The following is a 26,169-nucleotide window of genomic DNA, read 5'->3' as shown; positions in this document are numbered from 1 at the left end:
CCCGGTTCGCGCCGTTCGCGGCGGTTCCTGCACCCTTTTGCGGCCTACTTAAGGGCGGGTGTGCAAGGACCCAAGGGAAAAATGCGCACGTACGCGGCTGGCGGCGGCCTGTCCGCCAGATGGACGCGCTCCTGACAGGGCTTACCCTTGCCCGATGCGTTCGGCGAGCGCGTGGACGGCGGGGAGGCGGCCCATCATCTCGACCAGGGTGTGTGAGAAGGCGACCGCGGCCAGCGAGGCGAGCGTGGCGCGGTGGACCCGCCCCAGCTGCGCCAGATCGTGGCGGGCGACAAGCGCCAGGACGCCCAGCTGCAGCACCATCACCGCAAATTCGCCCCAGGGCTGCATCAGCGGGAAGGGCAAGAGACGTCCCAGAGCAGGCTCCAGGATCATCACGTTGGCGCCCACGATCAGGCGCGGGTGCGCCGTGATGTCACGGCCGAGCGCGACCACCGCAGCCAGCACCAGCGCCCCAAAGGTTGCGATGTTGATGGTGTTGAGCGTCAGGAAGTAGGACGGTGCAAAGAAGCCGGGCACATGGCGCGACGCCACGCTCATGTAGGTGGAGTAGGCACCCAGCACCACGACGCCCAGCGCGAGGACGAGAGCGATGGCCCCGGTCTGGCGATGGCGGGCGACGTCGCCGCGTGCGATCAGCGTGGGCTGGAGAACGAAGAAGCCGAGCCAGGCCAGCATCCCGGCGGCGTGAAGATGGATCCACAGCGGCGCGCCGCCGACATCGACGAATCCGCGCGCGGTAAATTGCAGGAACGCGAAGAGATCGAACGCCGCGATTCCCAGCGCGACTTTTTGCCAGAAGCTCAGCGCCTTGGTCTTGGCAGATGCCAGGCTTGCCATATGTCTTCCCCCAGTTTTTCGGTTTTTCTGGGGGTAGAGTACGACAACTCGTGCGATTTGCGAAATCCTGTTTTACATTTTCGCAATTATCGCCGAGGTGCTGTCAAGCGATTTCCTCGGACACATGCCACGCATCCCCGCGGCGCACGACCAGTTCGCGGCGCTCCAGGTCGATGAGGTGGGCGAGGACCGAGCGGCCCGCGGCGGGCCAGAGACGCTCGTCGACACCCTTGTACATGACAGGGACCATGGCGGTGATGGTGGTGTTGCCCGCCTCGATCTGGCGCAGGATCTGGCGCTCGCGGCTGCGGCGGTGGCCAAGCATCCCGCGCACGAGCTGGTGAGGCTTGGTGATCGCGGGGCCATGCGCGGGAAAGTAGATGGTGTCCTGCGTGCGCTCGTAGAGGCGGGCAAGACTGGCGAGGTAGTCGCTCATGTCGCCGTCGGGCGGGGAGACGACGCTGGTCGACCAGCCCATGACGTGATCGCCGGAGAACAGCGCGCCGGTTTCCTCCAGCGCAAAGCACAGGTGGTTGGAGGTGTGGCCGGGCGTCGCAACGGCGGTGAGCGTCCAACCTTCACCCGAGATGCTCTCGCCGTCGGCGAGCACGCGGGAGGGGCGATAGTCGGCGTCGAAGGCCGCATCGGCGCGCGGGCCATCGTCCTCGAGTGTCAGCGGCGCGCAGCCGATGATGGGGGCTCCCGTGCGCGCGCTCAGTGGCGCGGCCGCGGGCGAGTGGTCGCGGTGGGTGTGGGTGCACGCGATGGCGACGAGGCGGGCCTCGCCCAGCGCGTCGAGGATCGCGGCGAGGTGCTCCTCCTCGGCCGGGCCGGGATCGATCACCGCGACCTCGGCGCCATCGCCTATGAGGTAGGTCTGCGTGCCGGTGTAGGTGAAGGGCGAGGGATTGCGCGCGAGCACGCGTCGTACCTTGGGGGTAATCGTCTCGGCCAGGGCATAAGGCCGCTCGGGTTCCGCGTCGCTCTGCATGGGAGCGCTATGGGGGCTTGGGGCGCCCATGTCGAGGCATGTCGGCCTGCGAAGAGCCGCGCCGGGTGATCAGCTGGCGAGGCGGCCCTCGATGCGCTGGCGCAGCCGCTCGATGGCGCTGGCCGCCGCGGCCTCCTCGCGCGACAGGCTCCAGGTCTCGTCGAGGCGCTCCAGGCGCGCGTAGAAGGTGCGGGTGCGCGCGACGAGCCGGGTGATCCGGGCATCGAGCAGGGCCTCGTCGCATTCGCGTCCCTCGCGGGCATGGCGCAGATCCTGGGCGAGCCGTCCGTGGCGGCGCAACTGCTCTTCCCCGATCTCGCCCATGAAGTAGGCGCGGTGCTGCAACAGCCAGGCAATCGCGTGCATCATGCGGGTGGTCGTGGCGAGGCCGACGCGCGAATAGGCGATGCGGATGAGGTCCTCGTCGGTGGTGGGTTTCCTCGCGCCGGACACAGGACGGGACGCGGGCGCAAGCTGGTCGGACATCTGGCCCGGCGTAGAGAAAGTCCCGCGCACGTCCTCCGACAGCGCGAGCGCCTCGCGGTAGAGGCCCTCCACGATGCGGGGGCAGATGGCCAGCGTGTGGGTCATGGCCAACAGCTATTTCGCATGCGCGAATCAGGGGCAATGGGGAAGGTACCCAAACTCTTGCTGGAGAAGGTATGTGTCCCTGACTGGTACGCTTTAAGGTTAATCTCCTTTAACCTTTATCGTGGATTTGCCCTGATTTTTCGCACGAGCCCGAGAGCCGCGTGGCTTATCGCTGTGTGTTTCAGGCGATGATGTCGGGAATCAGGTAGTCCTCGATGTGGGTGATCTGGTCCTTTAGTCCCAGCTTGCGCTTCTTCAGGCGCGCGATCTGCATCTGGTCGGTGCCGCCCGCCGCGCGCAAGGCATCGATCGCGGCATCGAGATCGCGGTGCTCGATCCGCAGGATTTCCAGCCGTTTACGCATTTCCTCTTCGGTCACGGCGGATTCCTCGAACGCTAGAATGGACCCGTTTGTGCAGTGCAATTGGTGAATCCGGCCTGACGCAGGTTTCACGCAACTCACCGATATGTAGCAATCCCGGACTTCGCAAGATGCTGTGAATGTGGTTCCCTTCAGTTGCGCCGGTCCCTGAGAACCGAGTCGCCAATCCGGGCCACCGGAAGTGGGATCGCGTATCCACGAAAGAGGAGACACCATTCATGGAAAGTTCTCACGTCAGCGCCCTGCAGCTCAAGCACGCCGGTATCGATCGCCGGCTTCACGATGAATTGAGCCGCCCGATGCCTGATGCCGTGGTGATACAGGCCCTCAAGAAGCGAAAGCTGATGATCAAGGAGGAGATCGGCCGAGGCTGAACGCTTCGCGCTGGGCCTCGCGCCGCGCGTGACGCAGCCTCTTCCAGCCCTGTTTTGTGGCAAGCTCCTCCGGCAATGGAGGCCTTATCCATAGCTGGGTCGATTTGCGTGCTCCAACCGCGTTTCCAAACGCCCGCGTTTGGGGTAATCCCCAAGGCATGACCAGCGGAGCCGTCGACGCAGCACGAAACATCCTCACCGGCCTTCACGAGGTGATGGCCTCGCGCCAACACGCGCAGGCCAAGCTCAATACGGTCGTGGAAGTGATCGGGGAGAGCCTCCATTCGGAGGTCTGCTCGATCTACCTCCTGCGTGAGGGAATGCTGGAACTCTTCGCCACGCGCGGCCTGGCCCAGGAGGCCGTCCACGTGACGCGCCTGGCCATTGGCGAGGGTCTCGTCGGCACGATTGCCGAGAAGATCGAGACCCTCAACCTGGCCGAGGCTGCGGCCCACCCCGACTTCTCCTATCGTCCGGAAACGGGCGAGGAAAAATTCCATTCCTTCGCGGGCGTACCCATCGTTCGGCGTGAGCGGGCCGTGGGCGTTTTGGGCGTCCAGCATGTCGAGCGGCGGCGCTACGAGGAAGTGGAGATCGAGGCGCTGCAGACCGTGGCGATGGTGCTCTCCGAGCTCATTACCAACGCCGGGCTCATCGACGACGAGGACGCCGCATCGCTGGATCCGGCGCACAACGCGCCCGAGCAGCTGCGCGGTCTGTCGCTGGTCAAGGGACTGGCACAGGGCACGGCGGTCTACCACCAACCGCGCGTCACCATCGAGCACATCGTCGCCCAGGACACCGAGGCAGAGCGCCAGCGCGTGATCCTCGCCTTTGACAAGATGCGTGAGCAGATCGACCGCATGGCCGGGCAGGCTGAATTCGGCGTGGGCGGCGAACACGAAGAAGTGCTCGAGACCTACCGCATGTTCGCTTACGACGAGGGTTGGACGCGCCGCATCAACGAGGCGATCGATTCCGGGCTCACCGCCGAAGCTGCGATCGAGCGCGTGCAGCAGCGCACCCGTATGCGCATGCGCCAGATCGACGACGCGCTTCTGGCCGACCGCATGCACGACCTGGAGGACCTGGCGAACCGCTTGCTGCGCATCGTCTCGGGCCAGATCGGCACGGCGGCCTCGCTGGGCCTGCGCAACGATGCGATCCTGATCGCGCGCAACCTCGGTCCGGCCGAACTTCTCGAATACGACAAGCGGCGTTTGAAGGGCGTGGTCCTGGAAGAAGGCTCGCTCACCAGCCACGTGGTGATCGTCGCGCGCGCGATGGGTATTCCGGTGCTGGGCCGCGTGCGGGGGCTGCGCGGCTACGTCCGCGAGGGCGACATGCTGCTGCTCGACGCTGAGCAGGGTATGGCCACGGTCCGCCCCTCGCCGGGCGCGATCGAGGCTTTCGAGGCGCGCTTTGCGAAGAACCGGGAAAAGCAGGCGGTCTACGCCTCGATGCGCGATGTCGAGCCGGTCACGCGCGATGGCACGCGCATCCAGGTGCGCATCAACGCAGGCCTGCGCGACGATATCGCCAATCTCAGCCTGACCGGCGCGGACGGCATTGGCCTCTTTCGCACCGAGTTTCAGTTCCTTGTTTCGGCTACGCTGCCAGCGCGCGAGCGCCAGACGCGGCTCTACCGCGACGTCCTCGATGCAGCGGGCTCTAAGCCGGTGGTCTTCCGCACCGTCGACATCGGCGGCGACAAGACGCTGCCCTACCTGCGCCATGACGACGGCGAGGGCGAGGAGAACCCGGCGATGGGCTGGCGCGCGCTGCGCGTTGCGCTCGAGCGCGAGGGCCTCCTCAAGGTGCAGGCGCGCGCGCTGCTCGAAGCGGCCGGAGGGCGCGAGCTCAACGTGATGTTCCCGCTCGTGGCCGAGCCTTGGGAGTTCGACGAGGCGAAGGCCGTGTTCGAGGGCCAGCTGGCGTACCTGCGCAAGACCAAGCGCATGCTTCCCGAGGCGATCCGCTACGGGGTCATGCTTGAAGTGCCCGCGCTGGCCGAGCAGCTCGACATTCTGGCCCCCAAGATCTCGTTCCTCTCCATCGGCACCAACGATCTGACCCAGTTCCTCTTTGCCGCGGACCGCTCCAACCCCAAGTTGGCCGAGCGTTATGATTGGCTGAGCCCCGCGATCCTGCGCTTCCTACGCCGCGTGGTGACCTCGCTCGAGGGCAGCAACGTCGATATCGGCGTGTGCGGCGAGATGGGCGGGCGCCGCCTGGAGGCGCTGGCGCTGCTGGGGCTGGGCATCCATCGCCTTTCGATCACCCCGGCCGCGGTCGGACGCATCAAGGACCTTGTCGGCAAGACCGATCTTGGCGAGATAGAGACCGCGATGCGCGGCTGGCTGGTCGAGCCACCCGCCAACCTTCGTGAGACGATGCACGCCTGGGCCTCGGCGCGCGGGCTTCTCACCGACTGATCCCCGCACGCGGTTTGTGCGCCGTAATGGCTTGCACGCGGGGCAGAAAAAGGGGGGAGATGCTGAAGACAGACGTGCAAATTGCACGTCCTGGCGCGCGGCGGTGGGAAGGAGGCAAAAGTTTTTTCTCCCCAAGGCCCTCTTCGATTGACTTTGTCGTGTCGTAAAGGTTGGTTAGCGCGCGCAAACAGACCGTGTTCTGATCGCCGCTCGTGCCCCTCGGAGCCTAATGGAAAACGTGGAAACACCCGAACCGACCTCGCAGACCCTCACTGCGGGCCAGACCCTGCTCAAGGCCCGTGAAGAGGCCGGTCTCAGTCGCGCCGACATCGCCTCGCGCACGAAGGTTGCCGAGCGCCATATCCTCTCGATCGAGGAAGACCGTTTCGAGGACCTCGCTGCGCGCACCTACGCGGTCGGTTTTTCGCGCGCCTATGCGCGTGCATTGGGTCTCGACGAGAAGGTGATCGCCGAGAAAGTACGCGCCCAGCTTGACGCGCACGAGCCCTATGCGCCGGTTTCCCAGCCCAGTTTCGAGCCGGGCGATCCCGCCCGCGTTCCCTCCAGCGGCCTGGCCTGGCTGGCGGGCGGCGCGGTCGTCCTGGTGATCGGCCTCGTCTTTTATTTCTGGAGCAGCGTGTTCTCGCCTGAAGGCGAACTGCCCTCGCTTATGCCCGACGATGAGCCGAGCGCGGCACCCGCTCCGGCGCAGGCTATCGCGGCGGCGTCCCCTTCGGCTACGGTCCCGTCCGGCCCGGTCGTGCTGACGGCCAAGGCGGACCAGGTCTGGCTGCGCGTCTCGGATGGCAGCGGCGCCACTCTGGTGGAAACGGTGCTGGCGCGCGGCGAGAGCTGGACCGTGCCCGCCGATACCAAGGCACCCAAGCTGCGCACCGCGCGTCCCGACGCCCTGGCTATCACCGTGGGCGGCACCGCCGTGCCCGTGCTTTCGGACAAGCCCGAGACCGTCTCGGGAGTTTCGCTCGCGCCGCGTGATCTGCTCGGAAGCTCCGCGCCCGCGCCAGCCTCGAATCCCGCCGTCACACCTGCCCCAACGTCCGCACCCACGGCCGCGAGTGCACGGTCGCCCCGCGCGATGTCGACGCCGACCGTCCGCACCAGCCCGGCCGCCAGTCCGCGCCCGACGCCGAGCCGCACGGCCACGGCGCGCCCGAGCCCGGTGCCCAGCCGCACCGCGACCGCGCGTTCGGCAACGGCCAGCCCGACGCCGAGCGCACCGGCCACGCAGGAGAGCGGCGGCCCGGTCTCGATCCTTCCGACCGGCAACGCGAGCCCCAGTTCGGCCGCGGGGGCGACTGCGGTATCCACGACTTCCGAATAAGTCAGCCTCGACAGGTGCAGGTGCCTTGCGGCAAGCAGGGGGCCTGTCGCCCGTGGTTCATCCCCTGTTCGATGCCGGGCGCCCATGTTTGCAGCCGCCGGGCCTCAGGGGCCCAGAGACGGAGAAGATTTAGGCGATGATTGCGTATTCCACCCAGACACAGGTGCTCCGCCGCCTGCCGCGAACCTCGGCCCTGGCGGCACTGGCCATCGCGCTTGTGGCGAGCGTGAGCCCGGTTTCGGTGGCCGCGCAGGACAACACCGATGCGCGCCTGCGCAAGATTGAGAAGGAAGTGAGCGCGCTCCAGCGCAAGGTCTTTCCCGGTGGCAGCGGAACATTCTTCGAGCCCCAGATCACCGCACCTGCGGCAGGCTCACCGGCACCGCAGACGGCCACCAGCACGCCGGTCAGCGATCTCCTGAACCGCATGGAAGCGGTCGAATCGCAGATGGCGCGCCTGACCTCGCAGGTTGAGCAGAACAGCAATCGCCTGGTCCTTCTCGAGGAAAAGGTCGCTGCCAGCGATGCGGCCACGGCCGCGGTTTTAGCCGCACCTGTGGCCCAGAGCGCCCCGCAGGCCGAGCCGGTCAGCGCCTCGCAGAACAACCTGTCGGCGATGAGCGGTGGGGTCATCAAGACGCCCCCGGCGGCGGAAAAGCCCGCACCCGCCCAGCCTGCTCCGGCCCAGCCCGCGCCTGCCACCAGCGCCCGCGCACAGGGCGTGCAGGCCATCGTCAAGCCGCAGACCGGCGATGCGGGCGAGGATGAGTATACCTACGGCTTCCGCCTGTGGGACGCAGGCTACTTTCCCGAGGCGCGCCAGCAGCTCAAGATCTTCCTTGAGAAGTACCCCAATCACCGTATGGCCAGCTACGGTCGCAACCTGCTGGGCCGCGCCTGGCTCGACGACAAGAACCCCTCCGAAGCGGCCAAGTGGTTCCTCCAGAACTACCAGGCCGACAAGCAGGGGGCACGTGCAGCCGACAGCCTGCTGTACCTGGGCATTTCGATGAAGGAACTGAAGGATACCAAGCGCGCCTGCATCGCGCTGGCCGAATTCAGCGAGACCTACGCGGCCGAGGCGGCGGGCCGCCTTGGCTCGCTCTATTCCACCACGCGCAATGGGCTCGACTGCAACTGATCCCGCGCTGGTCCCGGCTCCCGAGGCGGTCGATCGGTTTCACGCCGATCTGACCGCGCTGTGGGGCTGGGCGCTGGCGGATGAGGCTGTGCGGCTGGGCTTTGCGGTCTCCGGCGGGCCGGACAGCACTGCGCTGCTGCTGCTCGCTGCTGCGGCCTTTCCGGGCCGGGTCGAGGCGGCGACCGTCGAGCATGGCCTGCGCCCCGAAAGCGCGCAGGAAGCCGCTGATGTCGCGGCGCTCTGCGGGCGGCTGGGCGTCCCCCACGCCATTCTTCCTGTCACCGTGCCCGAGGGCAACGTGCAGGCGATGGCCCGCGCCGCGCGCTACGCGGCGCTGGCGATTTGGGTCGAGGAGCGGGGACTCGCCGCGATCCTTTCGGGCCACCACGCCGACGATCAGGCCGAGACACTGTTGATGCGCCTCAACCGTGCGAGCGGTGTCGCGGGCCTCGCTGGAACGCGCGCGCTGGGCCGGGTGCCCGAAACGCAGATCCCGCTGCTGCGTCCGGTGCTGGGATGGCGCCGCAGCGAACTGGCCGAGATCGTCGAGAGGGCCGGGGTCGAGGCCGCGCAGGACCCTAGCAATGCGAACGAGCGCTACGACCGGGTGCGGCTGCGCAAGGCGTTGGCGCAGGCCGACTGGATCGACGTTGCAGCGGTTGCGCAAAGCGCCGCGCACCTGGCCGAAGCAGACGCGGCGCTCGCGTGGATGGCGGACCTCGAATACCGCTCGTGCCTCAAGAAGGAGCCGATGGGGCTGCGCTACAAGCCCCAGGCCCCGCGCGCGGTGGCCCTGCGCGTGGTTGCGCGCATCGTCACCGAACTCGACGGACAGGAACCGCGCGGAAGCGCGGTCGCACGTCTGTTCGATGCGTTGTGCGCCGGTGAGCCTGCCTCTATCGGCAATCTTGTCGTACGCCCCAACGCGGGCGGGTGGAGCTTTGCCAAGGCGCCGCGCCGCGCGGTGAAGAGATAGAAGAAGGATATCCAAGGGCCATCGCCCTCGGGCTCCCCATACCGTCTAGTTCACGTTAGGCGCGCTGCCTTGGCTGAGGTAGGTGAGGTCGCCGATTCTGGGGTCAACGGGCGATGGCCCCTGAATCGTGTCTCATCCTTCGACGAGGCTGTCGCCCATGCCGATCTGCTTGCCGCGCGTGATGTAGACCTTGTCGCCCAGCTTGGTCATCTGAAACAGTTTGGCCGCAAAGGGATCGGGCATGCCCACGCAGCCGTGGCTGGCAAAGCCTTTCTCCACTTTCGAGCCGTGCAGAGAGACGCCGTCGTTGGTCAGGCGCTGCATGTAGGGCATCGGCGCGCCGGTGTAGATGTTCGAGACGTGGTCGATGTCCTTCTCGGTGATGGGAAAGACGCCGGTGGGGGTGGGCTTGTCCTGGCTGCCCAGCAGAACGGCTGTCGCTCCGATCTCGTAGCCACCGCGAAAGACCGAGAGGACACGCGCGTCCAGGTCTACGGTGATGACGAGCGGGCCATCGGGCACGCCGTCCTCGTCCCAGTGCCATTCACCGTAGCGGATCGGTCCATTGATCGGGAGGATGCGCTTGATGACGAAAGGCTCGTCCGGCGAAGGGGCAGGAGGCTCGGCAGCGGCTTGGACCGGCTCGGCCATGGCGATCTCCTCCGGGCTAGGCGTAGCTTCGGGCGCCGGGTCCGAGCGGGCCGCAAGTGTCAGCACGCCACCGATCGCGACGATGGCGCCGAGGCCGGAAAGCAGGAGAAGGCGGGAACTCACGTTGGCGGGCCACTTCGTACGGGGTCTGTCTATCCTGTCCTGATCGCAGATTGCCCGCCCTCGCGCCAGTGCCCGGGTACCGGGTGTCCCGCTGCGGGAAAGGGCGCTTACGTTGCCGGGTCATCGCGTTGCGCGTTGATCCCGCCGCGCAGGATGGCGTTGGCGATCTCGGCCACCTCGGCGGGGCTGCGGTCCTGTGTCCACACGGCGTAGCGCAGGCCCAGGAACACGTTCATGCCCATGATCGCCCAGGCGTGGGCTTCCTCGACATCGGCGCGCAACTCGCCCTTGCGCACCCCGTCGGCGAGGCGTTCGGTGATGCGCCTGGCGGTGCCTTCGTAGTGCGCGCGGAAGGTCGCGGGATCGACGAATTCGCACTCGTCGATGATCCGGTAGATCTCCTTGTGCTCGTTCGCGAACTTGAGGAAGTTGGTGAGCGCCACGCGCTCGGCTTCCAGCGCGGGAAGCTCGGTGCACCGAGCCTCGCGCGCGGCTTCGCGCACGCGCGCGCTGAGATCGCTGACGAGCGCGCGGTAGATTTCGTCCTTGGAATCGAAATAGGTGTAGAAACTGCCCAGCGCGGTTCCGGCGCGCTGCGTGATCGAGGTGATCGAAGCCTCGTGAAAGCCCCTTTCGCCAAATTCGATAGCCGCCGCGTCGAGCAGCTTGCGCCGCGTCTTGCGCCCGCGCTCGGTACGCGGAACCTTGTCCGCTGGCGGGTGTGCGCCGTTCTTGGCCGGGGACGGCGCGCCGTTCGGATCCTCCAGGGGGGGCTGTTCTGTGCTCACGAAGCCACAGCTATCGGCTCTTGCGAGCCTTGGCAAATCTTTGGAGTTGAAACCCGGTTCAAGTATCAATAAGCAGGGCCCAACAAGAATTGGTTCATTGGGAGTGAATGCTATGAACAAGGCGCGATTCCGTGTTCGTGAGACGAGTGCGCTGGCGCTTCTCGCCGGTATGGGGGCTCTTGTCCTGTCGGCTCCGGCCGCCGCGCAGGAGGCGGAAGCCGCCTCCGCGCAGGCCGAAACGCCGCCTGAGGCAACCGGCGGCGCGATCATCGTCACCGCCCGCCGGCGCGAGGAGCGCCTGGTCGATGTGCCCATCGCGGTGACCAGCTTCAGTGGTGAGCAGCTCGCCAAGACCGGCGCGCTCGATGTTACCGAGATTGCCCAGTCGGCTCCCAACGTGACGCTCGAACCCTCGCGCGGCACCAACTCCACACTGTCCGCCTTCATCCGCGGCATCGGCCAGCAGGACCCGGTCTCGGGCTTCGAGCAGGGCGTGGGCATCTATCTCGACGATGTCTATCTCAACCGTCCGCAGGCCGCCGTTCTCGACATTTACGACGTCGAGCGCATCGAGGTCCTGCGCGGGCCGCAAGGGACGCTCTACGGGCGCAACACCATCGGCGGTGCGGTCAAGTACGTGACCAAGAACATGCCGCTCGACCCGTCCATCAAGGTGCGCGGCACGCTCGGCACGTATGACCAGGCGGATGTGGTGGTGACGGCCTCGACGCCGCTGACCGACCTCATCCGCGTGGGCGGATCGTTCGCGCGCCTTTCGCGCGGGGGCTTCGGCGACAACCTCACCACGGGCGAGGAAAACTACAACAAGGACATCTGGGCAGGGCGCGCCAGCCTCGAGATCGGTGGCTACGGTGAGCCAGTGCTGATCAAGATCTCGGGTGACTACACCAAGGACAACTCCAACGCGCGCGGCGGCCACCGCCTGACCCCGGGCTTCGTTAGCGGCGCGCCGGTGCTGGACGATGTCTACGACACCCGCGGCGGGCTGATGGACCCCACCCAGTACGTCGAGGCTTATGGGCTTTCGATGAACGCGACGGCGGATATCTCGGATACGCTGACTCTCAAGTCGATCAGCGCCTGGCGTAAGGATTCCAGCGCCTCGCCGATCGACTTCGACGCGCTGCCTGCGGTCGACCTCGACGTTCCGGCCTACTACCGCAACGAACAGCTCAGCCAGGAATTCCAGCTGCAGTACGATGACGGTGGCCCGCTCCAGGCACTGGTCGGTTTCTACTATCTGACCGCGACCGCCGACACGCAGTTCGACGTGCGCCTGTTCACCGCGTTTGATGGCCTCACCGCCTTCACCCAGGCCGACGTCGAGACCGATACCTGGGCCGCGTTCGCCGACTTCACCCTCGATATCACCGACCAGCTCAGCCTCTCGGGCGGTGGCCGCTACACCTGGGACAAGCGCTCAGCTTCCATTTTGCGCCAGAACTACCTGGGCGGTGGCTCGCCGGTCTTTGGCGGCGCGGGCATTCCCTTCGGCGGGGCGAGCACCAACTTCTCGGGCTCGGCGACCTTCAAGAAGTTCACCCCGCGTGTCTCGCTTTCGTTCAAGCCTACGCCCGACCACAATATTTACGGTGGCTTCAGCCAGGGCTTCAAGGGCGGCGGCTTCGACCCGCGCGGCGTGGGCGTAAACGCCCCGACCAGCAACCCGAGCGGCATTCCCAGCGATGGCGAGATCGCCGATTACCTGAGCTTCGATCCCGAAACGGTGAACAGCTACGAGATCGGCTACAAGGGCAACCTCTTCGGGGGTGATCTTTATGTCGCGCTCGCGGCCTTCCACATGGACTACAGCGACGTCCAGATCCCGGGGTCGGCGGGCTGTACGGTGGGCGGCATCCCGACCTTCTGCGGGGTCATCACCAACGCGGGCAAGGCCAAGATCGACGGTATCGAGCTGGAGACGAACGCCACGCTTGCCCGTGACCTCGCTGGAATGGGCGATCGCCTGACCTTCGCGGGATCGCTGGGTTGGATCGATGCGCGCTACACCGAGTATGAGGGCCTCATCGGCGGTCAGCCGACCGACGTTTCGGACTACCGCAAGATCCAGAACACGCCCGAATGGACCGGCAGCGGCACGCTGGGTTATGAGACGCCGGTCGGCGATGGCGACCTCTCGTTCAGCTCGACCGTCTCGTTCCGCAGCAAGACCTACCAGTTCGAGCTGCCCAACCCCTACCTCGACCAGGGCTCCTACGCGCTCATCGATGCGAGCATCGTCTACACCGCGCCCGGCGGCAACTGGAGCCTGGGCGTCCACGGCAAGAACCTGACCGACAAGCGCTACAAGACCTCGGGCTACACCTTCATGGCCGCCGATCCGCTGACCGGCGCGCTGGCGAGCCCGCTGACCCCGACCCTGGGCACCGAGGGCACGCTGACCGCGTTCTACGGCAACCCGCGGCAGGTCTTCGTGACCGCGTCGCTGGAATTCTGAACGTAGACACGCACTAGAGGCAGGGCCTACCGGTCCGGCTGGGCGGCGATGCTGGGAGGCATGCCGCGCCGCCGGACCCGATCAGGGACGGGCTTTGCCAGGAAAGGATACCCCAACGATGGACTACGCGCTCCACCGCTATCGCAGCGCCTGTGGGCGGCTGGATCTGGTCGCGCGCGACTATTCCGCCTCGCGCCCCGACGCGCCCGTGCTGCTGCTTATGCACGGCCTTACCCGCAACAGCGCCGACTTCGAGCCGGTTGCTGCCTACCTTGCGGGCGACTACCGCCTGATCGTTCCAGACCAGCGCGGGCGCGGGCTCTCGCAGTGGGACCCGGACCCGGCGCAGTACCGCCCGGACGTCTATTGCGCGGACATGTTTGCGCTTCTGGACGGGCTGGGCATTGAAGACTGCGGCGTGATCGGCACCTCGATGGGCGGGCTGATGGCGCTGGTCATGCAGGCAATGCGCCCGGGCTTTGCCAGGGCCATGGTCTTCAACGACATTGGCCCGGTCCTCGATACCGAGGGGCTGACCCGTATCCAGGGCTATGTCGGACCGGGTGGCCCGATGGCGGCTTGGAATGCGGCCGCCGCCCGCTGCCGGGCCATCAACGCACCGGCCTTCCCCGATTTCGGGCAGGCCGACTGGATGGCTTTCGCGCGCCGGACCTGCGTGGAGAACCCCGACGGGACAGTCTCCTTTGCCTACGACCCGGAAATCTCGAAGGGCGTGTCGGGCGAGGATGCGACCGTGGTACCGCCCGATCTGTGGCCCTTGTGGGACGCGCTCGATGCCATCCCTGTACTGGTCATTCGCGGCGCGATTTCGGACCTCCTGAGCGCGGCTACCGTTGCCGAAATGGCCAGCCGCCATTCTGGCCCCTATGACGCGGTGGAGATCGCGCGCGTGGGCCATGCCCCGATCCTCGACGAGCCGCCCGCGCGTGCCGCGATCACCGCCTTCTGCAAGGAGCACATGGGCTGACATGGCCACACTGGACACCTCCCGCGCCGCGCCGCCGCCTGCACCCGCATCCGCTCCGGGCGAGCGCAAGGCTGCGTCAGCCAACCTGGTGCTGGCGATGCTGCTGCTGGTCTACATCTTTAATTTCGTGGATCGGCAGATCCTTGCGATCCTCGCTGCGCCGATCCAAGCGGACCTCGACCTGTCCGACGCGCAGATGGGTCTTCTGGGCGGGCTCGCCTTCGCAATCCTCTATTCGACGCTGGGCGTGCCGCTGGCCTCGCTCGCGGACCGCACAAGCCGTTCCTGGGTCATCACTGGCTCGCTCGTATGCTGGAGCCTGTTCACTGCCATGTGCGGTCTGGCGCAGGGGTTCTGGCACATCTTCCTGGCCCGCCTTGGCGTGGGCATCGGTGAGGCGGGCGGCGTCGCGCCGTCCTACGCGGTGATCGGCGACCACTTCCCGTCCGAGCGGCGCGCCTTCGCGCTGTCGATCTACTCGCTGGGAATCCCGCTGGGCTCGGCGGCGGGCGTCCTTGCAGGGGGCTATGTCGCGGCAACGGTGGACTGGCGTGCGGCCTTCGCGGTCGTGGGCCTGTGCGGCCTGCTCATCGCGCCCGCCTTCAAGTTCGTGGTGCGCGACCGGCCCAAGCCTGCCGTGGCGGACCGGGGGCCTGCCTCGCCCACCCTGGGCGCGGTGGCGCGTGTGCTCGCGCGCAAGAAGGCATTCTGGCTGCTGAGCTTCGGCGCGGCCTCCAGCTCGATGCTGGGCTATGGCCTTGCCTTCTGGCTGCCGAGCCTTCTCCAGCGCAGTTTCGCGCTCGACCTTGTCCATACTTCCTGGTTCATCGGCGCGGTGCTGCTGATCGGGGGAACGGCGGGCGTCCTTCTGGGCGGTATCCTGGCCGATAAGCTGGGCAAGGCCGACCGGGCGTTCTACGGCTGGGTTCCGGCGATGGCCTATACCGTCGCGGTGCCGCTCTTCGCGGCCGGCATCTGGACCTCCAGCGTGCCGCTGGCCTTCGTGCTCTTCCTTGTGCCTCAGGCGCTGGCCTACGTCTGGCTGGGACCTGTGACCTCGGCGATCCAGCATCTGGTCGATCCGCCGGCGCGCGCGACCGCCTCGGCGCTGTTCCTCCTCATCAACAACCTCATCGGCCTTGGCGGCGGGATCTACGCGCTGGGCGCGCTGTCGACCGCGCTGACCCCGGTTTACGGGAGCGAGGCGTTGCGCATGTCGATGCTCTTCGCGCTGGTGCTCTACCTTGTGGCTGCGACGCTGATGGCGCTGGCCGGGCCGTTCCTGCGCCGCGAATGGGTGGAGGAAGTGAAGTAGGGTTGCGAGGGCCATCGCCCTCGGGCTCCCCGAATTATCTTGCTCAGGGCTCTCGCGCCACCTTGGCCGAGAATGGTGAGGTCGACAGTAACGGGGGCAAGGGGCGATGCCCCCTTGAATCCCTTCCTTCCTTCTTCTTCAGATGGGAAGTTCCGTTGTCGACTTGATCTGCGAGAGCGCCACGATCGAGTTTACTTCCTGCACGCCGGGCAACTGCGAGAGCTTGCCGAAGAAGAAGCGCTCGTAGGCCTTGATGTCCTCGGCGACGACGCGGATCATGAAGTCGATCGATCCCATCATCACGTAGCAGTCGAGCACCTCGGGAAAGTCGCGGATCTGCGCGGCGAATTCGTCGAGGTTGGCGCGGCCATGGGCGTTGAGCTTGACCTGCACGAAGACGTGCGCGGTGAGGCCCACTTTCTCACGGTCGACGATGGCCACGCGGCGCACGATCACACCCTCGCGTTCAAGCCGGTCGATGCGCCGCCAGCAGGGCGAGGCGGAGAGGCCGACCTTCTCGGCGATCTGCGCCGTGGTCTGGCTGGCGTCGCGTTGCAGTTCGCGGAGAATTTTTCGCTCATAAGCGTCAAGCTCGGTCATCCTCACCTCTATAGACGTGGTTTGCGAAAGGTCCATTCGTGCTGAGGCCCTACTGAGCCGGAATGAGAAAGGATTTTCCGTGGCGCACACGCTATGAACGGTGCCCCAAGCAAAGGAGTGATACGATGGTTGTCGCCGCCACGCGCAGCGTGCCCGAAGAATGCATCCGCCTGGAGGATTCCAAGGCCGGTCTCGATGGGTACATCGTCATTCACTCCACCGCGCGCGGTCCCGCCGCCGGTGGCTGCCGCTTTTGGACCTACGATGCTCCCGAAACCGCGCTGGCCGATGCGATGCGTCTGGCCGAGGGCATGAGCTACAAGAACGCCTCGGCCGAGCTGCCGCTGGGGGGCGGCAAGTCGGTGATCCGCCGTCCGGCCGGTGATTTCGACCGCAAGGCCCTGTTCGAGGCCTTTGGTGAGGCCGTCGAACGGCTCGGCGGGCGCTACGTCACCGCCGAGGACGTGGGCACGACGATTGCCGACATGGAAGCCATCGCCACCAACACCCGCCACGTTGCCGGGCGCACTGCGCGTCCCGGCTTCGCGGGCGGCGATCCCTCGCCGTGGACGGCGCTGGGCGTGTTTGAGGCGATGAAGGCGGCGGCAAAGCTGCGCTTCGGCGGCTCGCTGGCGGGTACGACCGTGGCCCTGCAGGGCGTGGGTAGTGTTGGTGGGCGCCTCGCGCGCCTGCTGGCCGAGGAGGGGGCAAAGCTCGTCCTCGCCGACATCGACGGCGCGCGTGCGTCCGCGCTCGCCGAGGAACTGGGCGCGCAGCTGGCCTCGATCGACACCATTGCCGGGATCGCCTGCGATGTCTTCGCGCCATGTGCGCTGGGCGGCGCGCTTGACGGTGCGACCGTTGCGGGGCTCAAGGCCGGGCTCGTGTGCGGGGCGGCCAACAACCAGCTCGCCACCCCCGATATGGCCGAGGCGTTGGCTGCGCGTTCGATTCTCTACGCGCCCGACTACGTCGTGAACGCGGGCGGCATCATCAACGTGGCCGCCGAATACCTTGGCGAAAGCGAAGATCAGGTGCGCGGGCGCGTGCTGGCAATCGGGCCGCGCACGGCCGGTATCCTGCAGATGGCTGAGGCAGAAGGTCTGACCACCTCGGCGGTCGCGGACCGTGAGGCGGAAAGCAAGATGCGCCGCCCCGAGGTTGCTGAAACCGCCTGAATTCAGGCCGCGCGCAAGAGGTTGCGACCTTCGCGCTTGGCCCGGTAGAGGGCGCCGTCCGCTTCGGCGAGAAGCTGTTCGGCGCCTTCTGTACCTTTGAGAGTGGCGACCCCGATACTGGCGGTGACAGTGTCGGGGCCATCGGCACCCCAGTCGGCGGTCTCGATGGAGACGCGCACCCGCTCACCCACGTTCTGCGCGGTGGCGCTGTCGGCGCCCGGCAGGATCAGCACGAATTCTTCGCCGCCGATGCGTCCGGCAAGGTCGGAGGAGCGCACCGCGCCGCTGCACAGGGCGGCCGTCTTGCGGATCACCACGTCGCCCGCACCATGGCCGAAGCGGTCGTTGATGCTCTTGAAATGGTCGATGTCGAGAATGGCGACGCTGAGAGGCGTGCCGTTCTTGAGCGCGCGGTGCAGTTCGGTTTCGAGGAAACCGAGTGCGCTGCGACGGTTGGCAATGCCGGTAAGGGCGTCGGTTTGGGCCATCAGCATCGCCATGTCGGCCTGCCGCTCGGCCAGTTCGCGCGCCTCGGCAAGGCGCAGGTTGGTGAGCGTGGCCTCGGTCACGTCCTGGAAGATACCGAACAGGCCCACTGCATCGCCAGCCGCGTTACGCTCCACATCGCCGCGGCTGCGTACGTAGCGTTCCTCCCCCTGATCGGTGATCAGGCGGGCCTGGAAATCGAAGGGCTCGTGCGTCTCGATGAGCCTGGCGAGGAAGTCCTCCACCTTGGGGCGGTCATTGGGATGGTAATAGTTGATCGCGCCTTCAAGCGGCGGGCTGGGACCCGGCTCCAGCCCGTGGATGTGAAACACCTCTTCCGACCAAAACACCTTCTGCTTGGCCAGATCGAGCCGCCAGTGGCCAACATGGGCAAAGTGCTCGGACATCTCCAGCCAGCGATTGGCACGGCTGACCTCGGTGATGACCCTGTCGCGCGCGCCCAGAAGCGCCGCCAGCGGAAGCGCCGAAAGCAGCAGTACAAGCAGATAGAACTGCATGAACAAGGTGACCACGAAGGGGCCGCGCTCACGCATCAGGTGGATCGGGCCACTATCGTTCAGCGTCAGGCTCGAGCCGATCACGGCGATGATGAGGATGCTCGTCATCGCACCGTTGGGGCCGATCAGGTAGGTCGCGATGATGACCGCCATGAGCGGGACGAACAGCAGCGGGAAGGTGCTCTGATGGAAGACCACATAGCTTACGATGGCAACGGCTGCGAGGATCAGCACGGGCATGGCGAGAAGCCGCGGATGCCGCAGCAGGCTCGCTGTGAAGCCGCGGGCGATGTTGAGGATGAGGGGGACCACGATCATGATACCCAGGCTCACCGTGGTCGCCCAGGAGACGAACATGATCGAGAGTCCTGCGCCCGTCAGCGCCGAGGCGATGGCGCCGCTCAGCGTGCCTGTCAGGAGCGCGGCTATGCAGAACTGCACGACGCTCAGCGGCCGGTAGATCGTCTCGCGCTCGCGATTGATCTCCCGGATGCAGAAATAACCGATCCCCGCTTCCAGCGTGTTCGCGGTGGTGAAGGCCACGATCTCCACGACCGGGATCTGGGCATAGAGATTGGCCGCGAAGCTGGCGAGGACGATGGCCAGGAACATGGCCGGACGCTGGGCGGGGCGGCACAGGAGTAATCCGGAAATTGAAATGCCGCTCGCGGGCCAAACGGTCGCGATCCCATCGGTGCCTTCGGTCAGCTTGAGGGCGATGGCCGCACAGGCAAAATAGGCAACGCAGACCAGGGCTGGCCAGATGCCCACATGAGTCGAGAAACGATGGCCGTTTTGCATAAGGGCATTTCGCATTGAGGCAGTTAATTCCCACTAAACAGATTTGCGGAGCGTTGGAAAGTCCCGTGCGTTCGCCCATTGGAAGCCGATAGGGCCCGGCAAAGTTCCATAACTTGCAGGGTTCTGGCCAAGATGCATGTGTGCATTCGATTGCCGGGCGCGGGTGTGCAGGTTAGCATTCGCCGCCGAACCGTTGGGCTCGCAATAGGGAGTAAAGATATGGTCGCAGTGCGGGCGCTTGGACTGGATCTGGCGCTACAGGGCGGAGGCGCGCACGGGGCCTTTACCTGGGGTGTGCTCGACCGTCTGCTGGCGGAGGAGCGCATATGGATCTCGGCCTTGAGCGGGGCGAGCGCGGGGGCGGCCAACGCGGCGGTCTTTGCCAGCGGGCTCGTCACCGGCGGGCGCGAGGGCGCGGCCGCAGCCCTTGCGTGCTTTTGGGAGGCGATCCACCGGTCGGGGCGCAGCGCGGGGCCACTGCTGCCGATGATGGAGGCTTTTCCTGCCACTTTCGAGGCGCTTTCGCAGATGTGGAGCACGATGTTGGGCAACGTCGCCTTGCCCAGTTCGCCCGACATGGGGGCGCGCACGCAGGACCTCCTGCGTGAGGTTTTTGCCGAGCACATCGACTTTGCGGCGCTGCGCAGGCCCGAGGCGCCGCGCCTGTTCATCTCGGCGACTGATGTGCGCACAGGAAACGCGCGTATCTTCGAGAACGAGGAGCTGTCGAGCGACGTTCTGCTGGCCTCGGCGTGCCTGCCGCTGCTCTTTCCGCCGGTCACCATCGACGGCGTGGACTACTGGGACGGGGGCTATAGCGCCAATCCGCCGATCTTCCCGCTCATCCAGAACAGCCCGAACGATGACATGCTGCTGGTGACGATCAACCCGATGTCGCGCGCGGTCACCCCCCGAAGTGGCGCGGAGATCTCCAACCGACTGACCGAATTTTCATTCAACCAGACGCTTATCAAGGACATGCGCGGGCTCGTGCTGATCCAGAACGAGGTCGGGCCGCTGGCCTTCGGCAAGGGGCTTCTGGCGCGGTTGCGGCGCCTGCGCGTTCACGAGATTCATGACGAGGCGACGCTGGGCGCGATGCCGGCGGGCTCCAAGATGATGCCGGTACGCGAGGTGCTTGAGCAGCTCCATGACGCCGGACGCGACGCCGCGGAAGGTTGGCTGGCAGCGCATGGCGAAGACCTGGGGCGGCGGGGCACGGCGGATCTGGCAACCCGCTACGCGCCCTGAGCGCGGGGGCGAAGCAGGCCCTCAGGTGAAATCCTGGGGGAGCTACAGGGCCGCAGACTTTCCAAAGCCCTGAAATCGGCTATTCTTGCCTCTTCCAGGTACGGGCTAGCAGGCAGGAGAGGCATGGATAGCGGCAGCACCAGACCCGAGGGCGCCGAGCCGGGCCCCGGCAACCAGCCGATCGCGGGACAACTCGCCGAGATCCGCGAGAGCCTTCGTGCGGCGTTCCCTCGGGCCAAAAACGTGCTGCTGGAGTTTGATGGAACCTTCAAAGCGCACATCGACGTGCGCGAGGGGGAACTTGTTCCGGCCATCGAGGCGCAGCTGGCACATATCGATAACGGGCGTTTCACCCGGGTCGAACACGGCGCGACGCCGCACCATCCCTTCCTCCACCGCATCAGTGCGGTGATCTCGGCCTGAGCGCACGTTTACGGTGAATGCGAAAAGGGGCGGCCTTCCCGGTGTGGAAAGCCGCCCCTTTCGTGTCGGTACGTGTCCCAGATCAGGGACCGAGATTAATGGTTGTCGCGCGGCAGACCATGGGTCTGGTGGATACGCTGGAACTTCTCGGTGCCCTCGAGGATCATGCCGGTATTCATCTGGCCAACGATGCCACGCTGGATTTCCTGCCAGGGGGTCTGCGAGGCGGGGTAGGGGTAGCCACCGCGCGCTTCCAGATCCGCCTTGCGCGCCGCCATTTCCTCGTCCGGGATCAGCACGTCGACGCGGCCCTTGTTCAGGTCCATGCGCACGCGGTCGCCGGTCTGAATGAGGGCGAGGCCGCCCATTGCCGCAGCTTCCGGCGACGCGTTGAGGATCGAAGGGCTGCCCGAGGTACCCGACTGGCGCCCATCGCCGATGCACGGAAGCGCGCCTACGCCTTCGGTGATGAGGTAGCTGGGCGGACGCATGTTCACGACCTCGGCCGCTCCGGGATAGCCGATGGGGCCTGCGCCGCGCATGAACAGCAGCGTGTCGGTGGTGATGCCCAGCGCCGGGTCGTCGATGCGCTTGTGGTAGTCCTCGGGGCCATCGAAGACGACCGCGTTGCCTTCAAAGGCGTTGGGATCGTCCGGGTTGGAGAGATAGCGCTCGCGGAACTGGTCCGAGATCACCGAGGTCTTCATGATTGCCTGGTCGAACAGGTTGCCGGTCATGACGATGAAGCCGGCTTCCTTCTTGAGCGGGGCATCGAAGGTCTTGATGACCTTGTCGTCCTCGATCGTCGCATCGCGGCAGTTGTCGCCGATTGACTTGCCGTTCGCGGTGATCGCGTCCTCGGCAATGAGGCCCTGGCTCATAAGCTGGGCAACGACCGCAGGCACGCCGCCGGCGTGGTAGTAGTCTTCGCCCAGATACTCGCCAGCAGGCTGCAGGTTCACCAGCAGCGGGATCTTGTGGCCCTTCTCCTCCCAGTCGGTGAGGGGCAGCTCGACACCGATGTGGCGCGCAAGCGCGGCGAGGTGGATCGGCGCGTTGGTCGAGCCGCCGATGGCCGAGTTGACGCGGATCGCGTTGTGGAAGGCGTCGAGCGTCAGGATGTCGGAGGGCTTGAGGTCCTCGTGCACCATGTCGACGATGCGCTTGCCAGTGCGCCATGCGCATTCCTGGCGGTCGCGGTAGGGCGCGGGGATCGCGGCGGAACCGGGCAGCGACATGCCCAGCGCCTCGGTCAGCGAGTTCATCGTCGTCGCCGTGCCCATGGTGTTGCAGTAGCCGGTGGAGGGCGCCGAGGAGGAGACGAGCTTGATGAAGCCTTCATCGTCGATCTTGCCCGCGGCCAGCATCTCGCGGGCCTTCCACACGATGGTGCCCGAGCCAGTGCGTTCGCCCTTGTGCCAACCGTTCAGCATCGGCCCGACCGACAGCGCGATGGCCGGAATGTTGACCGTTGCCGCCGCCATCAGCGCGGCGGGGGTCGTCTTGTCGCAGCCGATCGTCAGCACAACGCCGTCGAGCGGGTAGCCGTAGAGCAGTTCGACAAGGCCGAGATACGCGAGGTTGCGGTCGAGCGCGGCACCGGGCCGCTTGCCGGTTTCCTGGATCGGGTGGACCGGGAATTCCATGGGAATGCCGCCCGCCTCGCGGATGCCTTCACGCACGCGCTCGGCCAGCACCAGGTGGTGGCGGTTGCACGGGCTAAGGTCGCTGCCCGACTGGGCGATGCCGATGATCGGCTTGCCCGAACGCAACTCTTCCAGGCTGATGCCGAAGTTGAGGTAGCGCTCCAGGTAGAGCGCGGTCATGTCGATGTTCTCGGGATTGTCGAACCAGGCGCGCGAACGCAGCTTGGGTTTGGTCTGATCGGTCATGGTGGGTCTTGCCTTGCTCAACGCTCGACCGAGACGCGGTAGACCATGACATGCCGGTAGGGCATGCCGGGATCGACGCGGGCCGAGACGAAGTTGGAATGGTTGGGCGCATCGGGAAACTTCTGCGGTTCAAGCGCAATGCCGTCGCCCATGCGATAGAGATGGCCGTGCTTGCCGAGGAACGTGCCGTCGAGAAAATTGCCGGAGTAAACCTGGAGGCCCGGTTCGGTCGTCAGCACTTCGAGCACGCGGCCCGATTTGGGGTCGGAGAGCCGTGCGGCGAGCTCCGGGGTCTTGGTGAGGCCCTTGTCGAGCGCGAAGTTGTGATCGACCCCGCGGCCATAGACGATCTGCTGGTCGGTGCCGTCGCGCAGGCCCTCTTCCATTGCCTTGCCCGCACGGAAATCGAACGGGGTGCCCTCAACCGCGGCGAGTTCGCCGGTAGGGATCAGGGTCTCGCTGACCGGGGTGTAGTGGCTGGCGGGAACCGTCAGCACGTTGCCCATCGCGCCTTCGGGAGCGCCTTCGCCCGCCATGTTGAAGATGGCGTGGTTGGTCATGTTGATGATGGTGGGCTTGTCGGTGGTCGCGTCAAACGTGATCTGCAGCGCGCCATGGTCATTGAGGGTGTACGTGACACGGGCCTGGACGGTGCCGGGATAGCCCGCCTCCCCATCGGGGCTGGTGCGCGTGAACACCGCGCGGGCGACCTTGCCCGAGGAGACCTTTTCCACCTTCCAGTTCTGCACGTCGAAGCCCTGGCCGCCGCCGTGCAGCGAATTCTCGCCGTCGTTCTGCGGAAGCTGGTAGGCCTTGCCGTCGAGCGTGAAGCGGCCGTGGTCGATGCGGTTGGCATAGCGGCCCACTGTCGCGCCCCAGAAGTTGGGATTGTCCTTGAACAGCTGGAGGTCGTCATAGCCCAGCGTGATGTCGGCAAATTCGCCATCACGGTCGGGGGCCATGAACTTCCACAAGGTCGCGCCAAAGGAGAGGATCGTTACCGAGACGCCGTCCGCGCCGGTCAGCGTGACCGAGGTCACCTTGGTGCCGTCGTCCAGCGTGCCCGCCGTGTCCTGGCTCGCCTCGGCGGCGAGGGCAGGCAGTGCGCCCGTGGCGGCAAGCGCCATCGCCGCGGTCGACATGAATGCCTTGCTCAATAACCTCACAATCCTGGCTCCCGTAGTGTTCTGCAGTCGAATTTTGACTTTCGCGTGATTTTTGTCGGCCATTGACGTGGCCGCTGGCAGCATATAGTCCGACAAATAGATAGAGCGCAAGCCGGATTGCGTCGATGGCACCCGGCCGATGTGACGAGAGGATCACCATGCCTTCAGTTGGAACTTCAACCAGCGCCCCGGTGGCGCAATCGCAGCCTGCGGGCGTGCGGTACGGCCCCGCGCTGGCTCTGCTGGCCAGCCTGTTTTTCATGTGGGGCTTCATTACGGTCATCAACAACACGCTGCTGCCGCACCTGCGCAGCGTGTTCGAACTCAATTACACCCAGACGACTCTCATCGAATCGGTCTGGTTCATCGCCTATTTCGTGGCTTCGATTCCCTCGGCCAAGCTGATCGAGTGGGTCGGCTACAAGAAGTCGCTGGTCATTGGCCTGCTGACCATGGCCGCAGGCGCGGTGGGCATGATGCTGGCTGCGATGATCCCCTCTTACGGCGTGACGCTGGTGATGCTGTTCATCATCGCCAGCGGCATCACGCTGCTGCAGGTGGCGGCCAACCCCTATGTCGCGGTTTGCGGCAAGCCCGAGACCGCCTCGGCGCGCCTCAACCTGGTGCAGGCGCTCAACTCGATGGGCACCATGCTCGCCCCGATGTTCGGCGCCTACCTGATCCTGGGGCGCACCAAGGGCGGCACGGCGGAAGAGGGCGCGGTCGCGCTCACGCAGGCCGAACGTCTCGCCGACGCGCAGTCGGTGGTTCTGCCTTACGCGCTGGTGGCAGGTGTGCTGGTGATCCTCGCGATCATCATTGCCAAGTTCCCGCTTCCCGCGATGGTCTCGGAGAGCGACGACGCCAAGGAAAAGCGCAAGCACATCATCAATCCCGAGTTGTTCAAGCACCGCAACCTGGTGTTCGGCATTCCGGCGATCTTCATCTACCTCATTGCCGAGATCGGCGTGGGCAACCTCTTCATCAATTTCGTCTCGCGCCCCGACATCGGCAACATGTCGCTGGAGCAGGCCGGTCACTACCTGACCTTCCTGTGGGGCGGGATGATGGTGGGCCGCTTCGTCGGCTCGGCGATCATGAGCCGCTTCGATGCCGCGCACGTTCTGGCTGTCTTCTCGGTCGGTGCCTTCATCACGATGCTGGTGACGAGCTTTGCCGATGGCCATGTCGCGATGTGGTCGCTGATCCTGGTGGGCCTGTTCCACTCGATCATGTTCCCGACCATCTTCACGCTCGGCATCAAGGGCCTGGGCCCGCTGACCGAGGAGGCCTCGGGCCTGCTGGTCATGGCGATTGCGGGCGGCGCGCTGGTCTTCGTGCAGGGCTGGATTGCGGATGCCTATGACCTCCAGACCTCGTTCCTGCTGACTGCGGCCTGCGAGCTCTACGTCCTGTTCTACGCGCTGTGGGGTTCCAAGCCCACGCACGCCGAGCCGGAGCCGGAAGTCGCAAGCGACTGATTTTGCTCTCCCTTCCGTGAGCAAAGTGCCCCGTGGGACCCTTCGTCAGGTTCCGCGGGGCTTTTTCATGTGCGGCGCGGGCAAAAGAAAAAGGGGCGCGATGGCCCCCTTTTTTGCGTTTATGTCGGTGTCCGAGCGAACCGTTTATTCCTCGGCGAGCGCGTCCGGCTGTGTCTGCGGAGCGTCGCGGTCCTCGATGGCGCTGCGGGTGTCTTCCAGTGCAAGGTCCACCAGCACGTTCATGGCCTCGGCAGCGGCGTTCTCGTCGCCCGCAGCAATGGCGTCGTAGACACGCACGTGGTCGGGGATCGGGTTGCGGGGCAGGGCGCGGGCGCGCTGCTTGAACTGGGTTGTCCAGTTGACCGCCGCCCCGATCGAGGCGCTCAGCACCATCAGCGCATCGTTGCGCGTGGCGGTGAGTATCGCATTGTGGAAATCGCGGTCGGCCGCGCGCCCCGCGTCGGTCGTCAGCGTGTGACGGCGCATCGCGGCGAGCGCGTCCTTCATCGTCTTGAGGTCGTCCTTGTCGCGGCGCCTTGCGGCAAAGCGCGCGGCGGCGGGTTCGACGATGGCGCGCAGCTCGAACAGCGAGCGCACGAATTCGATGTCGGGTTTGCCCGCGAAGGCCCAGCCCAGCACATCGGGGTCAAGCAGGTTCCAGCGTTCGCGCGGGAGAACGCGCGTGCCGGCCTTGGGGCGGCTCGCGACAAGGCCCTTGGCCGTCAGCACCTGGATTGCCTCGCGGTAGGCGCTGCGCGACACTTTCAATTCCTCGGCAAAGGCGACCTCGCCCGACAGGACTTCGCCCGGCGCATATTTGCCCGACAAGATGTCGGTGCCCAATCGGTGCGCAATCGCGCCATGGAGCCGGCGACCCGGCCCGCGCGTTTCATCGGTCTTCCTGGACGTTTCGTCCACCTTCATATTTTTGCCAGTTGT

At 66.0% G+C, this 26,169-nt stretch carries 23 protein-coding genes; 12 read left to right on the top strand and 11 right to left on the bottom strand.

The features are described from left to right. Positions 1 to 141: 141 nt before the first annotated feature. The 4 genes from FMM79_RS19980 to FMM79_RS19965 all read right to left on the bottom strand — a co-directional run bounded on the left by FMM79_RS19980 (position 142) and on the right by FMM79_RS19965 (position 2,819). Entirely contained in the window at positions 142 to 858 is a 717-nt protein-coding gene (locus tag FMM79_RS19980) for a hypothetical protein (protein WP_148629277.1), read from the bottom strand. A 103-nt stretch (positions 859 to 961) separates the two neighbouring features. Continuing rightward, entirely contained in the window at positions 962 to 1,849 is an 888-nt protein-coding gene (locus tag FMM79_RS19975; protein ID WP_148629276.1) for an MBL fold metallo-hydrolase, read from the bottom strand. Positions 1,850 to 1,918: 69 nt separating this feature from the next. Next, positions 1,919 to 2,440, bottom strand: coding sequence for a DUF1465 family protein (locus FMM79_RS19970; protein WP_148629275.1), 522 nt, complete (start codon positions 2,438 to 2,440; stop codon positions 1,919 to 1,921). A gap of 181 nt (positions 2,441 to 2,621) precedes the next feature. Further along, a complete protein-coding gene (locus FMM79_RS19965) occupies positions 2,622 to 2,819 on the bottom strand; it encodes a YdcH family protein (RefSeq protein ID WP_148629274.1) in 198 nt (65 codons plus the stop codon). 221 nt (positions 2,820 to 3,040) lie between these two features. Between FMM79_RS19965 and FMM79_RS19960 the strand changes: the two genes are divergently transcribed. From FMM79_RS19960 to tilS, 5 genes are all read left to right on the top strand, one after another. Beyond that, the gene (locus tag FMM79_RS19960) at positions 3,041 to 3,196 is read left to right on the top strand and encodes a YdcH family protein (RefSeq protein ID WP_084592079.1); all 156 of its coding nucleotides are present in this window, start codon (positions 3,041 to 3,043) and stop codon (positions 3,194 to 3,196) included. A gap of 158 nt (positions 3,197 to 3,354) precedes the next feature. Further along, positions 3,355 to 5,631, top strand: coding sequence for a phosphoenolpyruvate--protein phosphotransferase (gene ptsP / locus FMM79_RS19955; protein ID WP_148629273.1), 2,277 nt, complete (start codon positions 3,355 to 3,357; stop codon positions 5,629 to 5,631). Positions 5,632 to 5,860: 229 nt separating this feature from the next. After that, entirely contained in the window at positions 5,861 to 6,973 is a 1,113-nt protein-coding gene (locus FMM79_RS19950; RefSeq protein WP_205466764.1) for a helix-turn-helix domain-containing protein, read from the top strand. A 136-nt stretch (positions 6,974 to 7,109) separates the two neighbouring features. Next, positions 7,110 to 8,114, top strand: a complete 1,005-nt coding sequence (locus tag FMM79_RS19945; protein ID WP_148629272.1) for a tol-pal system YbgF family protein — start codon at positions 7,110 to 7,112, stop codon at positions 8,112 to 8,114. Next, positions 8,095 to 9,090 (top strand): tRNA lysidine(34) synthetase TilS, encoded by a 996-nt coding sequence (gene tilS, locus FMM79_RS19940; protein ID WP_148629271.1) that lies wholly within the window; start codon positions 8,095 to 8,097, stop codon positions 9,088 to 9,090. Before FMM79_RS19945 ends, tilS begins: the two co-directional genes overlap by 20 nt. 132 nt (positions 9,091 to 9,222) lie before the next feature. On the opposite strand, the gene FMM79_RS19935 is transcribed toward tilS, so the two are convergent. Together FMM79_RS19935 and FMM79_RS19930 are read right to left on the bottom strand one after the other, a co-directional pair. Beyond that, positions 9,223 to 9,864 (bottom strand): L,D-transpeptidase family protein, encoded by a 642-nt coding sequence (locus tag FMM79_RS19935; RefSeq protein WP_205466762.1) that lies wholly within the window; start codon positions 9,862 to 9,864, stop codon positions 9,223 to 9,225. Between the two features lie 107 nt (positions 9,865 to 9,971). Continuing rightward, a complete protein-coding gene (locus tag FMM79_RS19930) occupies positions 9,972 to 10,631 on the bottom strand; it encodes a TetR/AcrR family transcriptional regulator (protein ID WP_148629290.1) in 660 nt (219 codons plus the stop codon). 133 nt (positions 10,632 to 10,764) lie between these two features. On the opposite strand from FMM79_RS19930, the gene FMM79_RS19925 reads away from it, so the two are divergent. The 3 genes from FMM79_RS19925 (at position 10,765) to FMM79_RS19915 (ending at position 15,434) form a co-directional block, all read left to right on the top strand. After that, on the top strand, positions 10,765 to 13,131 hold the full coding sequence (locus tag FMM79_RS19925; RefSeq protein ID WP_148629270.1) for a TonB-dependent receptor: 2,367 nt from the start codon (positions 10,765 to 10,767) through the stop codon (positions 13,129 to 13,131). A 118-nt stretch (positions 13,132 to 13,249) separates the two neighbouring features. Beyond that, a complete protein-coding gene (locus FMM79_RS19920) occupies positions 13,250 to 14,119 on the top strand; it encodes an alpha/beta fold hydrolase (RefSeq protein ID WP_148629269.1) in 870 nt (289 codons plus the stop codon). 97 nt (positions 14,120 to 14,216) lie between these two features. After that, a complete protein-coding gene (locus FMM79_RS19915) occupies positions 14,217 to 15,434 on the top strand; it encodes an MFS transporter (RefSeq protein ID WP_240339327.1) in 1,218 nt (405 codons plus the stop codon). 138 nt (positions 15,435 to 15,572) lie between these two features. On the opposite strand, the gene FMM79_RS19910 is transcribed toward FMM79_RS19915, so the two are convergent. Next, on the bottom strand, positions 15,573 to 16,034 hold the full coding sequence (locus FMM79_RS19910) for an Lrp/AsnC family transcriptional regulator (protein WP_148629267.1): 462 nt from the start codon (positions 16,032 to 16,034) through the stop codon (positions 15,573 to 15,575). 125 nt (positions 16,035 to 16,159) lie between these two features. Here FMM79_RS19910 and FMM79_RS19905 point away from each other — a divergent pair, with 125 nt between their 5' ends. Then, positions 16,160 to 17,212 (top strand): Glu/Leu/Phe/Val dehydrogenase dimerization domain-containing protein, encoded by a 1,053-nt coding sequence (locus FMM79_RS19905; RefSeq protein ID WP_148629266.1) that lies wholly within the window; start codon positions 16,160 to 16,162, stop codon positions 17,210 to 17,212. 2 nt (positions 17,213 to 17,214) lie between these two features. Here the strand turns inward: FMM79_RS19905 and FMM79_RS19900 are convergent, their stop codons facing one another. Further along, the gene (locus FMM79_RS19900) at positions 17,215 to 19,017 is read right to left on the bottom strand and encodes a sensor domain-containing diguanylate cyclase (RefSeq protein ID WP_162528566.1); all 1,803 of its coding nucleotides are present in this window, start codon (positions 19,015 to 19,017) and stop codon (positions 17,215 to 17,217) included. A 219-nt stretch (positions 19,018 to 19,236) separates the two neighbouring features. Between FMM79_RS19900 and FMM79_RS19895 the strand changes: the two genes are divergently transcribed. Both FMM79_RS19895 and FMM79_RS19890 read left to right on the top strand, forming a co-directional pair. Next, positions 19,237 to 20,268 carry a patatin-like phospholipase family protein gene (locus FMM79_RS19895; protein ID WP_162528565.1) on the top strand — a complete coding sequence of 344 codons (1,032 nt, stop codon included), beginning with the start codon at positions 19,237 to 19,239 and terminating at the stop codon, positions 20,266 to 20,268. A 123-nt stretch (positions 20,269 to 20,391) separates the two neighbouring features. Further along, a complete protein-coding gene (locus tag FMM79_RS19890) occupies positions 20,392 to 20,691 on the top strand; it encodes a hypothetical protein (RefSeq protein ID WP_148629263.1) in 300 nt (99 codons plus the stop codon). A gap of 95 nt (positions 20,692 to 20,786) precedes the next feature. Here the strand turns inward: FMM79_RS19890 and FMM79_RS19885 are convergent, their stop codons facing one another. Then, complete coding sequence (locus FMM79_RS19885) at positions 20,787 to 22,583, bottom strand: IlvD/Edd family dehydratase (RefSeq protein WP_148629262.1); 1,797 nt, start codon at positions 22,581 to 22,583, stop codon at positions 20,787 to 20,789. 17 nt (positions 22,584 to 22,600) lie between these two features. Beyond that, positions 22,601 to 23,725, bottom strand: coding sequence for an aldose epimerase family protein (locus FMM79_RS19880; protein WP_148629261.1), 1,125 nt, complete (start codon positions 23,723 to 23,725; stop codon positions 22,601 to 22,603). A gap of 182 nt (positions 23,726 to 23,907) precedes the next feature. On the opposite strand from FMM79_RS19880, the gene FMM79_RS19875 reads away from it, so the two are divergent. Continuing rightward, positions 23,908 to 25,230 (top strand): sugar MFS transporter, encoded by a 1,323-nt coding sequence (locus tag FMM79_RS19875; protein ID WP_148629260.1) that lies wholly within the window; start codon positions 23,908 to 23,910, stop codon positions 25,228 to 25,230. Positions 25,231 to 25,374: 144 nt separating this feature from the next. Here FMM79_RS19875 and FMM79_RS19870 read toward each other — a convergent pair whose 3' ends face one another. Then, positions 25,375 to 26,154 carry a FadR/GntR family transcriptional regulator gene (locus FMM79_RS19870; protein ID WP_148629259.1) on the bottom strand — a complete coding sequence of 260 codons (780 nt, stop codon included), beginning with the start codon at positions 26,152 to 26,154 and terminating at the stop codon, positions 25,375 to 25,377. Positions 26,155 to 26,169 lie beyond the last annotated feature (15 nt).

It is taken from the genome of Novosphingobium sp. BW1 (assembly GCF_008107685.1).
In the GTDB taxonomy this organism is placed as follows: Bacteria; Pseudomonadota; Alphaproteobacteria; order Sphingomonadales; family Sphingomonadaceae; genus Novosphingobium.
The sequence above is the reverse complement of the archived record's forward strand: the minus strand, read 5'-3'. Positions and strand labels throughout refer to the sequence as shown.

Bases quoted from the DNA above. Each gene is read 5' to 3' on its own strand.
- FMM79_RS19980 (WP_148629277.1), bottom strand. From the start codon at position 858: ATGGCAAGCCTGGCATCTGCCAAGACCAAGGCGCTGAGCTTCTGGCAA.
- FMM79_RS19975 (WP_148629276.1), bottom strand. From the start codon at position 1,849: ATGCAGAGCGACGCGGAACCCGAGCGGCCTTATGCCCTGGCCGAGACG.
- FMM79_RS19970 (WP_148629275.1), bottom strand. From the start codon at position 2,440: ATGACCCACACGCTGGCCATCTGCCCCCGCATCGTGGAGGGCCTCTAC.
- FMM79_RS19960 (WP_084592079.1), top strand. From the start codon at position 3,041: ATGGAAAGTTCTCACGTCAGCGCCCTGCAGCTCAAGCACGCCGGTATC.
- ptsP (WP_148629273.1), top strand. From the start codon at position 3,355: ATGACCAGCGGAGCCGTCGACGCAGCACGAAACATCCTCACCGGCCTT.
- FMM79_RS19950 (WP_205466764.1), top strand. From the start codon at position 5,861: ATGGAAAACGTGGAAACACCCGAACCGACCTCGCAGACCCTCACTGCG.
- FMM79_RS19945 (WP_148629272.1), top strand. From the start codon at position 7,110: ATGATTGCGTATTCCACCCAGACACAGGTGCTCCGCCGCCTGCCGCGA.
- tilS (WP_148629271.1), top strand. From the start codon at position 8,095: ATGGGCTCGACTGCAACTGATCCCGCGCTGGTCCCGGCTCCCGAGGCG.
- FMM79_RS19925 (WP_148629270.1), top strand. From the start codon at position 10,765: ATGAACAAGGCGCGATTCCGTGTTCGTGAGACGAGTGCGCTGGCGCTT.
- FMM79_RS19920 (WP_148629269.1), top strand. From the start codon at position 13,250: ATGGACTACGCGCTCCACCGCTATCGCAGCGCCTGTGGGCGGCTGGAT.
- FMM79_RS19915 (WP_240339327.1), top strand. From the start codon at position 14,217: ATGCTGCTGCTGGTCTACATCTTTAATTTCGTGGATCGGCAGATCCTT.
- FMM79_RS19910 (WP_148629267.1), bottom strand. From the start codon at position 16,034: ATGACCGAGCTTGACGCTTATGAGCGAAAAATTCTCCGCGAACTGCAA.
- FMM79_RS19905 (WP_148629266.1), top strand. From the start codon at position 16,160: ATGGTTGTCGCCGCCACGCGCAGCGTGCCCGAAGAATGCATCCGCCTG.
- FMM79_RS19900 (WP_162528566.1), bottom strand. From the start codon at position 19,017: ATGCAAAACGGCCATCGTTTCTCGACTCATGTGGGCATCTGGCCAGCC.
- FMM79_RS19895 (WP_162528565.1), top strand. From the start codon at position 19,237: ATGGTCGCAGTGCGGGCGCTTGGACTGGATCTGGCGCTACAGGGCGGA.
- FMM79_RS19890 (WP_148629263.1), top strand. From the start codon at position 20,392: ATGGATAGCGGCAGCACCAGACCCGAGGGCGCCGAGCCGGGCCCCGGC.
- FMM79_RS19885 (WP_148629262.1), bottom strand. From the start codon at position 22,583: ATGACCGATCAGACCAAACCCAAGCTGCGTTCGCGCGCCTGGTTCGAC.
- FMM79_RS19880 (WP_148629261.1), bottom strand. From the start codon at position 23,725: ATGTCGACCGCGGCGATGGCGCTTGCCGCCACGGGCGCACTGCCTGCC.
- FMM79_RS19875 (WP_148629260.1), top strand. From the start codon at position 23,908: ATGCCTTCAGTTGGAACTTCAACCAGCGCCCCGGTGGCGCAATCGCAG.
- FMM79_RS19870 (WP_148629259.1), bottom strand. From the start codon at position 26,154: ATGAAGGTGGACGAAACGTCCAGGAAGACCGATGAAACGCGCGGGCCG.